Below are 12,820 nucleotides of genomic sequence, written 5' to 3'. Positions count from 1 at the left end.
ACGGCCGTCTCGCCGTCTTCTCCAGTGTTCCTTGCCGACTTCTATCCATCCCTGTCGAAATATCGACGACTTTTGTATCTAAAGTTGCCGAGATCATGCAATCTAAAGGTGTTGCATCCGAAACCGCCGTTGGAAGGCAACTTGTTCTAGCCTGGCAAACATGAGCACCTCGTTGTACTACTCCGCCGTCCGCTCCACACCGCTGACCGACGACGAGAAGGCCGAAGTCGACCGACTCATCGCCGTCCACAACGACGAATTTCCGTTCGACTACGAGGTCCTGGACCTCTACCCGTCGGATATCCCCAACACTCTGCTCAACGGCTCGACCAAGATCTCGAGCGATCCGACCGAGGTGATTCCGTCACTCGTCTACTGGTTCAACGCACTGACCGAACTCCGGCGAGCGGTGCCCGACGCCGACTGGGACGTTTCACTCGACGACACCCCCGCAGATTGGGATGACAACTCCGGCTACTCGCTCCCCGGACTCGATGACATGCAGTAGCGAATCACGGCGCCGGCGCGATGGTGGCTCCGTAGCTCTCCAGTGCGATGAGGGCCAACTCCGTCGGCAGCCGACGCTGGTCGACGCTGCGACCCAGTAGCTTTTCGGCCTGATCGAGTCGATACCGCACGGTGTTCTTGTGCAGGCCGAGGGCTGCGGCAGTAGCGGCCGCGGTGCAGTTGTTCTCGTAGTAGACCCGGACGGTGTCACGGATGCGCGTCGTGACGCCGTCCGCGCCGGCCAGGCCTTTCAGTTCCCGAGCCACCAACTCACGCAGTTCGCCCAGATCTTCGGTGAGCAGACAGGGAACCTGAACATCCTCGTAGACGGTGATACCCGGCGAGCCCCCGGAACGGACCGCCACGCGCTGCGCGGCGAGCGCCTCGCGATGACTGCGAGCGAATCCTTCCATTCCGTAACCGCTCGCTCCCACTGCAACGCGAAGATCCGAATGCCGGGCATCAACATGTGACGCCCACTCCTGGCCGTCGAAATGCGCGACCCACGACCACAGCTCACGCGCGCCCGAAGGCAAAGTCAGAACACGCTCGCCATTGGACTCGTCCACAAAGGTACGGGCGTACGAGTCCAACCGCGCCAATACGTCTGCAGCCGGGTCGGTGTCGTCCGTCCAGAGAACAAACGCCGTGTGGTGGCGCCGCATCGGATAGTCCAGGATCCGGGACGCTTCGTCGGAGTGAAGGGCTTCGCCCGCGACAATCGCGTGCACCGTCTCGGACCGACGCGCAAAAGCGCCGCGCGCCAAGCTCTCCCGCTCCTTCGCGTACGTCGCGACCAACAATTCGGTGGTCACTTCCAGCCATCTCATCGCCGAACCCCACACTCGAACGAGAAGTGCGCGTTTGAGTTCCGGACCGATCGGGAGTGCCTCTATCGACTCGTCGACGAAACCCAGCATCGCGAGGCGTCCGGCGCCGTAGATCTTGAGCAGGACCCGAAGATCCATACCGCGCCGAGCGACGGTGAGTGCAAGCGCAACCGACTCCGCCGGCGGCGTGACCTCCTGGGAACCGCCCGCGATCGCCGCCACGATGACGCGGAGCTGCGCCGCGGTGCTCGCATCCACATCGCGTCGTAGCTCCCGATCAGCCGCTACCTCGGGATTGGCCTCGGCAATGGCGTCGTCGATGCGTTGGACGAAACCGTCGATCACCTCCGGCTGGAGATAGATGGGTGCGAGATTCGCAATCCAGCCGTCCAACTCCGATGTTTCCATGGCGCCTCCCCGAATTGTGACTTAGTCATAAATCTATCGCCTTGGTTCGGCCAACAAGCCCTATCTACCCAACTTCAACTGGTCCACAATCACATCTCACTGCAGTTTCACGTCGCTGCAGATTTACGTCACTGCAATCCCACCCCTCTAGTTTTTGGAGACGCTCGCGATATGAACAAGCCTTTCGACGGTCAGGTAGTGGTCATCACCGGTGGCGCCAGGGGCATCGGATACGCCACCGCGAAACGGCTCATCAGCCTGGGCGCGAGGGTCGCGATCGGCGACATCGACGAAGCCACTCTCGCGCAGGCTGCAAAAGATTTGGGCATCCGTACGTTCGGGCGTCTCGACGTCACCGACCCCGCGTCGTTCTTCGACTTCCTCGACACCGTCGAAGGTGAACTCGGCCCGATCGACGTACTGGTCAACAATGCGGGCATCATGCCGGTCGGACGGATCGTCGACGAGGACGACACCGTGACCAGACGCATCATCGAGATCGACGTCCTCGGCGTGATCACGGGAACCAAACTCGCACTGCGACGGATGCTTCCACGCGGACGTGGACACGTCATCAACATCGCTTCGCTTGCCGGCGAACTCCCGTGCCCCGGTTTGTCGACGTATTGCGGCGCCAAGCATGCGGTGTTGGGCTTCACCGATTCTGTCCGCAAGGAAGTTCGTGGCACCGGAGTGAACGTCTCGTCCGTACTGCCGACGCTCACCAACACCCAACTCACTTCCGGGACTTCGGGAATGAAGGGTTTCCGTGAGGTTCAGCCGGAGGAAATCGCCGAAGCAATCGTCGGCTTGATCACCAAACCTCGACCACGCGTGCGCATTACGCGAGTATCCGGACTGCTTGTCCAGGCACAGGGTTTCGTACCCCGACGGCCTTACGAGGCATTGAGCCGACTGTTCGGCGTCGAGACGCAGTTTCTCGGCGACGTGGACACCGCGGCCCGTGCTGCCTACGAGGAACGGGCGCGCACCAGCTGATCAGGCCAGCTCCGTGGCCGGCCAGTCGAGCAACTTCGCGCCCAACACGGCAGCGTGGAGCGCGAAGCTGTCGTTGGGGTCGTTGACGTTCTGGCCGGTGAGTTCACGGATACGGTCCAAGCGGTACGTGACCGCCCGGACCGACAAATGCAGGTCTCGGGCGGTCTTTGCCGTATTGCCGCCGGCGGAGAAGTACGCGAGCAGGGTGTCGATCATCGGCCCAGCGCCGCCGCGTGCCTCGAGCAGCGGGGTGAGCAGGGTGTGGATAAGGTCGGTGACCGCCGGCCTGTCGTTGACCAGAACGCGGTAGACCAGCAGGTCACGAGCATCGATGATCGGTGCGGTCAACGACAGGCGCTGCGCCAGGTCCAGTGCGTCGAGCGCCTCCCGGTACGACGCCACGACGCCCGAAGCAGTGGTGCGAGGGCGCCCGACAGCGATCTGCCAGGTGCCGTCCAAAGCACGCCGCTGCAACTGAACTCGCCCGTCGTCATCGGTTCCCGGTCCGAGAGCCGACCGAATACCCGCCAGCACGTGGTCGACGGCATCACGGTCCGGCGCCGCGAAAACGACGACCAGTTTGCCGCTCTTGCTGGCAACCAACGCGTCGGCGTCACCCTTGCTGCCGAGCACGGCACGTTCGACGGCCCGCACCAAGGGATTGTCGTCGGTGAACTCGCGCGTCGCGGTCACGACCGCGACGGCATGTGGACCGCTGAGATGGAGCCCGAATCCCGAAGCACGACCTAACAATCCGACGACATCGGCTCCACCGGTCAACAGGTCGTCGACGAACTCACGGCGTGCCGATACCTGCGAGCGGACCAGAGAACGCCTGGCCAACTGAAATCCTTCGGCCAGTTCGGCGACGGCATCGTCGACGGCGCGGAGCATGACTTCGCCGGCCGAGACGACGGCAGTCGGATCCGATTGTGCCGCAATAACAGCGGGGAGCTCACGCCACAGGCGCCAAGCCGAGGAGAGATAAAGATCGAGCAGGGCTCGCAGGGCAACACCCTGCTGCGCCGCTTCTTCACCGCGGGCACGGAAACGATGCAGCTGACGACGCTGCAGCGGCTTCCCCTCGCATACGGCGACACTGAGCACGTCCAGGAAATCACCCAGCAACTCGACGGGTAGGCCACCGGCGTCGTCCGCCCCTGCCGCGGCTACCCGGGAAAGCACTTCTGTGGGTACTCCGGTTGCGTTCACCCCCCGCATTCTTCCACCACGTTCCGAAGGCGGGGGGACTGTCGTACCGGAACCGCTAGTCTTCGCCGACCAGGATGTGCGCGTAACTCACTCCGCCGGCTCCGATCATCTGCGCGAATCCGATCCGCGCACCGTCGTGCTGACGGACCCCGGACTGCCCACGAATCTGCTGAGTGATCTCGACGAACTGGGACAGGCCGGTCGCTCCACCGGGATGCCCACGGCCGATCAGTCCACCGCTGGGGCTGACCGCGACACGGCCTCCGATGTGGAAATCGCCGTCTGCCATCGCGAACGACGCCTTCCCTTCCGCCGCCAACCCGAGATCCTCGATGTACTGCAGTTCTTCGACGCTGAAAGCCTCGTGAACCTCTACGACGTCGACGTTGTCGGGGCGAATGTCGGCTTGCTCGTAGGCACGGGCGGAGACCCGCTTGGTCACACCGAGATCAGGCATGAACGCGGCAGCCCCGTGCCACTTGTCTGTCTCCGCTACGGCGGCAGCCACTCGGACTGCCCGACTGGCGTTCGCGAGTTTTCTGCTGGTGATGACGACTGCCGCTGCGCCGTCACCGATCGGGCAGGATTCGACGCGCCGGAGCGGATCCACCAGCATCGGTGCAGCTTTCAACTCGTCCATCGTCAATGCTTTGTTACGCTGCGCCATGGGGTTTCGGCTTGCATTGAAGAGGTTCTTCTCCACCACCAGGAGGCTGGCGTCGGCCGATTCGCCGTGTCGATGCATGCGGGCCTGCTTCATCAACGCAAACGGAACAGCAGGAACTGCCATGCCGGATACAGAAATCAAGTCCGGTTCACGTTCCCCTTCGGCAGCGCGGCTCATCAAGAGAGCACCTAGGCTTCCGACTCCGACCACCGCGGCAGTTTCCACCTGCCCCGATGCCACAGCAGCGCGGGCCTGCTCGAAAGCCGCTGTGCCGGTGGCTGATGCGTTCTCTACCGCAACAGCAGGAATCCCGGTCCACGCCATTTCGTGCAGAACCAGCGGAGCGGTCGACATTCCGGTACCGACGGCACCGACCACGAGCAGGCCGACTTCAGCCCAGTCCAGTCCGGAATCCCCGAGGGCCGCGTTCAACGCCTGTCCACCCTGAACATGTGGCGGTGTCGTCGTTTTGGAAACGAACGGCGTCATTCCGACGCCCGAGATGTATACCTCACGCATCGCGCGACTCCTTTTCGAAACCGTATGTCGTGAACAGTGAGTCTTCCGTGCCCGCACTCCGGGGAACAACGGAAACCACATCACCGATTCGAACGGGATCGGCACTGACTCCCAGAATTTCGATGTCGGCGTCACCGATACGCACCTGCGCGATGGTCACGGGAGGTTGCGCTCCGGCAATCGGAAATGCTGCAGTGCAATGCGATAAGACGGTACCGGACTCGGCCAGTTCGATCTGGGTCGCCGGGGCGTAGCACTTGGCGCAACGCTCACGGCAAGGGAAGCTGATGTTCTCGCACCGACTGCACTGCGAAGCCAGCAGTCTGATGCTCGTGCCTTCACATCGCAGGGCGGCATCGTCGAATGAAGGGTGCATTATTCGTCAGTCCTGTTCTTCAGACTCGTCGAGCCTGATCAGCCCAGTAGAGTTCTCGGAGATCCTTCTTGAGGACCTTCCCGTTGACGCTGCGCGGGAGTCGTTCGACGAAGTCGATTCGCTTGGGACTACGAACACCTCCGAGCTTGTTGCGGCACAGAGCAATCAGCTCGTCGGCACCTACTTCTGCGCCCTCGTTGAGCTCGACGACAGCGGTGACGGCCTCGCCCCATTCCGGGTCCGGAATGCCGATGACGGCACAGTCCTGCACAGCGGGGTGCGACCAGATCACCTGCTCGACCTCAGCTGGGAAGACGTTGAATCCGCCCGAGATGATCATGTCTTTCTTGCGGTCGGTGAGCGTCAGAAACCCTTCGTTGTCGAGGTATCCGATGTCGCCGGTGTGAAGCCAACCGTCACGTATGGTGTCGGCGGTCGCCTCGGGGTTGTTGTAGTACCCCTTCATGACCAGGTCTCCGCGTACGCAGATTTCGCCACGCTCACCGCTCGGAAGCGCGTTGTCTTCGTCGTCGCGGATTTCGACTCTGATCAACGGCGACGGCCGACCACAAGACAGCAATCGGGCGTCGTCGGCGATCTCGCCGTCGACAAAGTGCTGCTCGGGGCGCAGGAAACTGATGGAGCCGGGAGCTTCCGTCTGGCCGAAGCATTCGATCATCACCGGACCCAGAACCTTCAAGCACTTGCGCAGCTTCTCGGCCGACATCGGGGCAGAACCATAGAGGAAGTACCGCAGCGACGTGAGATCGTAGTTCGCCAGATCCGGATGTTCGATCAACCGGTAGATCACGGTGGGAGGCAGGAACAGGTCGGTGACGTTGTATCGGTCGATCGACTCGAGCAGGGTCTCCGGATCCGGCCGCTTCAACACGACGACGGCGCCGCCGCGGGCAGTTGCCGGCAGGGTCAGCATTCCGGCGGAGTGCGTCATGGGGGCAGCCGCGAGGTTGACCACCTTCTCGTCGGCGCGATAGTGCATGGCAAGCATCAGCTGCGCAACACACATCGAGAAGCTGCGGTGGGTGTTCATCACGCCCTTGGGAGCGCCTGTCGTACCGCCGGTCGGCGAAATCATCGCCACGGAATCCTGCGGAACGTCGACCCTCGGATGCGTCGACGGAGAATCGCCGAGCCAGTCCGTCAAAGCGCGGGCGTAGTCACGAACACACTCGGCGGCGTCCGCTTCTCCTTCGAGGCGGATGTACTGGATGCGGTCGCCGACTGCAGCGTGAATCTCGTCTACAGCTGCTGCAAGCGCAGGGTGATAGAAGAGAATCTCGCAATCGAACTGGTTGACGAATCCGATGCTGTCCGTGATCGGACTGTTCGGATTGAGAGGCACCCAGGTTCCACCGGCACGCCAGGCAGCGATGACGCATAACCACGCCGCTGGATCATTGGGAGAGAGAACGCCGATCTTCGTTTCCGGCTTCATTCCGTCTCGCAGCAACGCGTTCGCGACACGACAGGACAGCGAACCTGCTTCTTCGAACGTCCAGTCGACGTCGCCGTGACGATATGCGATGGCAGCGGGATCGACGCTCCACCCTTGGTCGAAGAAATCGGAGAGGGCCATGGGAAACCATTCCTTCCTTCCTGCGGGCCGCAGCGTCCCAGGAAGTTGTCAGTAACTGTTTACATCTCGGCGAAACGTAAGCTCCCCCGGCCGACCTGTCAACCATCGACAACTGCAAAACTGTTGCACAACAACAGAATAGAGCTAACAGTCGAACAGACTCAGCAGAATCATCCCGTCTCGTACACTAAACCATACGCCATTAGGTTTACCGAAGGCGCATGCGTTGACCATTTAACCGAACTGCGTTAGATTAACCGATGTGACTTGAGGCACATCGATTCAGTGTCGACTCGAAAACTGCTGCTGGTGAACATCACCCGAGCGCACAAGCCAAGTCACACCCGCAACCACCCCTTCCGACTAAGGAACACGATGGCTTCAGCACGCGAACTGATCGATGCGTCTCCACTCAGCAGACTCCAAATACGGGTAATCCTTCTGTGCACGCTGGTCAACATGGCCGAGGGATACGACATCCTTTCGATGTCACTCGCCATACTGCCGATCACGGACGACTGGGGAATATCCGGCACCCAGTCCGGCATGCTTTTCAGCGCCGGCCTCATCGGCATGGCGGTCGGCTCGATCGCCTTGGGACCGGTCGGCGACCGATACGGGCGCCGCCCCCTGCTGATCGGTTCGCTGGTCGTCATCACAGTCGGTCTTCTACTGTCCGCAGCGAGCGGCGACGTCACACAACTTGCGCTTGCGCGTCTGCTGGCCGGCGTCGGTATGGGCGGCATCATCCCGAGTTCGCCGATCATCGTCGGCGAGTACGCACCTGCACGCAAGCGCTCGACGCTCATCGCGCTGTTCGCGATCGGCATTCCACTCGGGGGTGTACTCGGCGGCGCCGGAGCAGCGGTGCTGATGTCGACGTACGGCTGGCACTCCGCATTCCTGCTCGGCGCGGTCGTCACGGCAATAATGGCGGGTGTGGCCTATTTCGGAATCCCAGAATCGCCGGACTTCCTCGCCGCCAAGGGAACCGAGTCGTCGCGAAAGAAGCTGGACGAACTGATTTCCAAGATGAAACTGACCGGAGTCCCGGCCACGGGTAATCACACGACACCTGTGCGGCGGTCACCGAACGTCTCCGGATCGGCTCACCTGAAGTCCTGGGCCCTGGCGACGACATGCATCGTCTTCGGCCTGGTCAACATCGCATACTTCTTCGGCAATACCTGGACACCGAAACTTCTCAAGCTTGCCGGCATGTCCAACAACGCCGGAATCAGTGGTGGACTGATGTTCTCGCTCGGCGGCGCGCTCGGAACGCTGGTCTTCGCCGGCCTGGCCCTTCGATTCGCCTCGATGTGGATCACCATGGGCTTCATCCTCGCCGGCTCGCTACTGTTCGGCGTCCTCGCTCTGGTCTCGACTCAACTCAGCCCCGCGCTGGTGGCGTCAGCTCTGCTCGGGCTGTGTATGACCGCGGCCTACACCGGCCTGTATGTCATGGTGCCGATCCTCTTCCGCCCCGAAGCACGTGTCTCCGCTCTCGGAATCGCAGCGGGACTCGGCCGCATCGGAAGTATCGTGACGCCGTTGGGGATCGGTCTACTCGTCGACCGATCCTGGACGACGGAATCCATCTTCTTCCTCTTCGTCGTACCGACCCTGCTCGCCGCCGCAACGATCGCATACGCGCAGGTTCGCAATACCAAGGAATCAGTCGCCCTTGCCGTCGACGGCGAAAAGGCATCTGTACCTGCCGCTTGATCAGATCGAGTTATCCACCTGGTCGGCGTGAAGAACCCCGTAGAGGAAACTTCGCATCATCTGTTCGTACAACTGCCTGGGCGTACGTTGATTCGACTTCAGCGCGGCGTCGAGGACCGGGTGGGCAATTCGATCTACGTTGGCAAAAACGGCGGAACGCTTGGCCTCGGGCCTCATCGCCTCAGTGAGGGTGACACCCAAGGTCAGCTTCTCGAGGCCGTCGAGGATCTGAACATGCAGCCGCACAGGAACTCCCGAACCCTCGAGGTAATCTGCTGCAGCCTCGAACATGTCAGTCACGAGGTCTCGCGGAAGAAACTGCAACATCACCGGCGCGGCATTGCGGTGACGCAGAATCACATCCCGAAAGTTCAAGCCGTACGCGACAACCCAGTCCTGCCAATCACCTGACGCGGGCTGACGCGGAATCCTGGTCTCGAACACGATTGCTCGCGCAACCTCCGTCAAAATCTCGTTCTTGTCGGAGAAATGGTGATACAACGACGGAGCTTTGACGTCGAGGTACTTAGCCAGACGCGGAAGGCTGAAAGCGTCCAAGCCCTCGGCATCGATAATCGAGATTGCTGCGGCAACTGCGGTGGTTCGGCTGATCAACGGTTTCGACGGTCGAGCCATGTCGCTCTTCACTCCTGATTTGCTCGGCGTCCGAAGATCGTACAAGCACCGATCGGAAGGTCAGGACAAGCGCATCGAACCCGTGTCGATGTACCGCTGATGGAACGAGAATGCCTCGCCCAGGATGTGCGGCGTCTGCCCCGCGCCCGGCTGAGCGTCGGCGCGAGCGATGTAATCGCGGAGCAGTGGCCGGAACTCCGGGTGAGCACAGTTGTCGACGATCAGGCGCGCGCGTCGCCGCGGAGACAGACCGCGCAGATCGGCCAACCCCTGCTCGGTGACCAACACCTGAGTGTCGTGCTCGGTGTGGTCGACGTGCGGAACCATCGGAACGATCGCCGAGATCTCACCCCCGCGGGCCGTCGACGGGCTCAGGAACATGGACACGTAGCCGTTACGAGCGAAGTCTCCCGAGCCGCCGATTCCGTTCATGATCTTCGTCCCCATGACGTGCGTCGAGTTCACGTTGCCGTAGATGTCGGCCTCGAGCATGCCGTTCATGGCGATGATTCCGAGTCTGCGCACCACCTCTGGGTGGTTGCTGATTTCCTGCGGACGGAGCGTGATGTGGTTGCGGTAGAAGTCGATGTTCGCGGTCAGTTCTTCGATGCCCTCGTCGGTGAGCGCCAAAGCCGTCGACGACGCATGCGCGACGGTTCCGTCCTTGATCAGCTTGAGCATCCCGTCCTGGATGACCTCGGAGTAGCAGGTCAGGCCGCGGTACGGCCCCCGATCGAGACCGCCGAGCACCGCGTTGGCAACATTGCCGATGCCTGCCTGCAGCGGAAGCAAGGTATCCGCCGGCATCCGTCCGGCGCGCACCTCGAAGTCGAAGAATTCCAGGACGTGGCCGGCGATCGCCTCACTGACGGCGTCGGGTGCAGTGAGAGGGCTCGCGCTGTCTCGGCAGTCGGTCTCGACAACGGCGACAACCTTCGCGGGATCCACTCGGAATGTCGTCTGGCCGATCCGGTCTTCGACGCGGGTGATCTCGAGAGGCTTCCGATGCGGCGGCAACGCGGTGCCGTAGTAGACGTCGTGGATGCCTTCCATCGCCTCGGGCACCCAGGAGTTGACTTCGAGAATGACCTTGTCTGCGACGTCGAGCCACGTCTTGTTGTTGCCGATCGACGCGGAGGGAATCAGTTCACCTGATTCGGTGATACCGGCGACTTCGACGACCGCGACGTCGACGTTGCCGTAGTAGCCCTCCCACACCTGCTGAGCAACGTGGGAGAGATGGATGTCGACGTAGTCCATGCGACCGTCGTTGATGCGGCGACGCGCGGTGGCCTCGGACTGATACGGCATACGCAGCGCGATTCCGTCGACCTCGGCGAGCAGCCTTTCGGTCTCGGTGGACACCGAAGCACCGGTCAGGAGATTGATCGTGAAGTTCGATCCGTTGCCGCGGGTGTGGTGAATGCGCTCGGCCAGTGCCGGAATGATCACCTTGGGAGTACCGGCGCTTGCGAAACCGCTGATCGCGACCGTGTCGCCGGGGTGAATGAACTTCACAGCGTCGGACGCGGCCATCACCTTCGACGCAAAGGCTGTGGCGCGGATGCGGCTGGAGGTGGCTTTGTGTCCGGTCTCACCGAAAGATGAACTCACGCCACCAGGATAAACAGGGCACGTCGGAGCGATTTACGGGGATAACCCAGACAGAATCGCTCCGACGTGCTATGCGCTCGGGTCAGCTGACGACGCCGTAGGCGCCCTCGCCGACCAGGCTCGCAATTCGATATTTCTGAATCTTGCCCGAGCCGGTCAGAGGAAATGCTTCTGCACTGAACCACTCCTTGGGTGCTTTGTGGCGTGCCAGTCGCTCGGTGCAGAACTCGACCAGTTCGGCTGCGGTCGGCTGGTCGGACTCGTCTTTCCACCTGATGACGGCAACCACCCGCTCGCCCCATACCTCGTCAGGCACACCCACGACCGCCACATCGAGGATCTTCGGATGTGTGAAGATCACGGACTCGACCTCTCGCGGATAGATGTTCTCCCCGCCGCGGATGATCATGTCCTTGAGCCGGCCGGTCACCCGGACGTATCCACGCTGATCCATCGTCCCCAAGTCGCCGGTATGTAACCAACCGTCCTTGTCCACGGTGGCGGCCGAAGCCTCCGGGTTGCGGAAGTATTCGGTCATGACGAGGTACCCGCGCGCGCAGATCTCACCTTGTTCGCCGAGTGGCACGCTGTCCCCGGTCACCACGTCGGAAATCTTCACCTCGACCTGCGGCAACGCGAGACCGACCGTCTCCGATTTGTCTTCGGGGGTGTCGGCGGGGCTGGTCTGCGTGATCACGGGGCTCGCCTCGGTTTGTCCGTAGACGATGCTGAACCCAGCACCGAAGGCCGACTCCACCGTGCTCACGAGTTCGGGCGGGACCGACGACCCACCCGACACGACCACCGAACAGGTCGAGAAATCGCGGCTCGCGAAGCTGGCGTCGTTGATCATCGCGATCAGCATCGTCGGAACTCCACTGACCACGTCGGCCCGAAAGCGTTCCGCCGCATCGAGAACCGCAGTCGGGTCGAAATACTGGATCAGACCGATGGACATTCTTCGCTGTGCGGCGCCGAGGACCAGGATGCCGCACCCAGCGGTGTGGAAGAGCGGCATCGCCGAGACCACCGAACCCCGTTCGGGGAATTGACCTCTCCGACTGACGAAATCGGCATTGTTGACCAGTCCTCGGTGATGCAGCAGCGCACCTTTGGGAACTCCGGTGGTTCCCGACGTGTACTGGATCTGCGCATTGTCGTCAGGAGAGACTTCCGGCAGTGCGCCCCGTTCGCCGGCCCAACCTCGAACCTGACGATCCCAGTCCTCGAAGTTCACTGCCAGAACTTCTGCTCCCGCAATCGAAATCGCCTCGGATGCCACCGCTGCCATGTCGCCGCCGCGAAACTTTCCGGTGTGGAAGAGCCCGCGGGACTGGGACTGCGACAGGACGTACGCCAATTCCTCCGCACCCAATGCCGGATTGGCAGTCACCAGAACCATTCCGGCAAGCGCGGCGCCGTACTGCAGAATCATCCACTCCGGAATGTTCGGAGCCCAGACCGTTATCCGGTCGCCGCGGTCGAACTGCGACAAGAGGTAATGCGCGCACCCCTCCGCTTCACCCAGGAGTTCCGCAAAGGTCCAGGTGCGATCCGTCTCGGAGGCACCGGACAACGAATGCGATTGCGCCGGAACTACTTCTCGGATAGCAACCAGGTTCGGCGAGTCCGCGGCGCACTCTCGGAGCAGCCCGCCGACCGTTTGTTCCACTATCGGGTCCGACACGTCCGCGGGGAAGTACGACGTTTCGAGAACACTGCTCATCTCA

At 62.0% G+C, this 12,820-nt stretch carries 11 protein-coding genes; 3 read left to right on the top strand and 8 right to left on the bottom strand.

The window, feature by feature from the left end; translation table 11 throughout:
• Positions 1-160: 160 nt before the first annotated feature.
• Entirely contained in the window at positions 161-508 is a 348-nt protein-coding gene (locus tag AC2ETI_RS24860; RefSeq protein WP_020909514.1) for a hypothetical protein, read from the top strand.
• Positions 509-512: 4 nt separating this feature from the next.
• Here AC2ETI_RS24860 and AC2ETI_RS24855 read toward each other — a convergent pair whose 3' ends face one another.
• Positions 513-1,745, bottom strand: coding sequence for a PucR family transcriptional regulator (locus AC2ETI_RS24855; RefSeq protein ID WP_019745802.1), 1,233 nt, complete (start codon positions 1,743-1,745; stop codon positions 513-515).
• A 171-nt stretch (positions 1,746-1,916) separates the two neighbouring features.
• Between AC2ETI_RS24855 and AC2ETI_RS24850 the strand changes: the two genes are divergently transcribed.
• Positions 1,917-2,744, top strand: a complete 828-nt coding sequence (locus tag AC2ETI_RS24850; protein ID WP_019745803.1) for an SDR family oxidoreductase — start codon at positions 1,917-1,919, stop codon at positions 2,742-2,744.
• Here AC2ETI_RS24850 and AC2ETI_RS24845 read toward each other — a convergent pair whose 3' ends face one another.
• The 4 genes from AC2ETI_RS24845 to AC2ETI_RS24830 form a co-directional block, all read right to left on the bottom strand.
• Positions 2,745-3,956, bottom strand: coding sequence for a PucR family transcriptional regulator (locus AC2ETI_RS24845; RefSeq protein ID WP_021345888.1), 1,212 nt, complete (start codon positions 3,954-3,956; stop codon positions 2,745-2,747).
• Between the two features lie 55 nt (positions 3,957-4,011).
• Positions 4,012-5,142, bottom strand: a complete 1,131-nt coding sequence (locus tag AC2ETI_RS24840; protein WP_003942932.1) for a thiolase family protein — start codon at positions 5,140-5,142, stop codon at positions 4,012-4,014.
• Complete coding sequence (locus tag AC2ETI_RS24835; protein ID WP_003942869.1) at positions 5,135-5,302, bottom strand: hypothetical protein; 168 nt, start codon at positions 5,300-5,302, stop codon at positions 5,135-5,137. Before AC2ETI_RS24835 ends, AC2ETI_RS24840 begins: the two co-directional genes overlap by 8 nt.
• Before the next feature lie 235 nt (positions 5,303-5,537).
• On the bottom strand, positions 5,538-7,115 hold the full coding sequence (locus AC2ETI_RS24830) for an AMP-binding protein (RefSeq protein WP_069145398.1): 1,578 nt from the start codon (positions 7,113-7,115) through the stop codon (positions 5,538-5,540).
• Positions 7,116-7,490: 375 nt separating this feature from the next.
• On the opposite strand from AC2ETI_RS24830, the gene AC2ETI_RS24825 reads away from it, so the two are divergent.
• Positions 7,491-8,840 carry an MFS transporter gene (locus AC2ETI_RS24825; RefSeq protein ID WP_020971159.1) on the top strand — a complete coding sequence of 450 codons (1,350 nt, stop codon included), beginning with the start codon at positions 7,491-7,493 and terminating at the stop codon, positions 8,838-8,840.
• On the opposite strand, the gene AC2ETI_RS24820 is transcribed toward AC2ETI_RS24825, so the two are convergent.
• The 3 genes from AC2ETI_RS24820 to AC2ETI_RS24810 all read right to left on the bottom strand — a co-directional run bounded on the left by AC2ETI_RS24820 (position 8,841) and on the right by AC2ETI_RS24810 (position 12,816).
• The gene (locus tag AC2ETI_RS24820) at positions 8,841-9,476 is read right to left on the bottom strand and encodes a TetR/AcrR family transcriptional regulator (RefSeq protein ID WP_031333860.1); all 636 of its coding nucleotides are present in this window, start codon (positions 9,474-9,476) and stop codon (positions 8,841-8,843) included. It abuts the gene before it with no gap.
• 60 nt (positions 9,477-9,536) lie between these two features.
• Entirely contained in the window at positions 9,537-11,090 is a 1,554-nt protein-coding gene (gene scpC / locus AC2ETI_RS24815) for a succinyl-CoA:acetate CoA-transferase ScpC (RefSeq protein ID WP_042953206.1), read from the bottom strand.
• Positions 11,091-11,172: 82 nt separating this feature from the next.
• Positions 11,173-12,816, bottom strand: coding sequence for an AMP-binding protein (locus AC2ETI_RS24810; RefSeq protein WP_182261546.1), 1,644 nt, complete (start codon positions 12,814-12,816; stop codon positions 11,173-11,175).
• Positions 12,817-12,820: the final 4 nt, after the last annotated feature.

Source organism: Rhodococcus sp. MurmanLake-1 (assembly GCF_056945715.1).
Note: the sequence above shows the minus strand (reverse complement) of the source record. Positions and strands in the feature narration are given on the sequence as shown.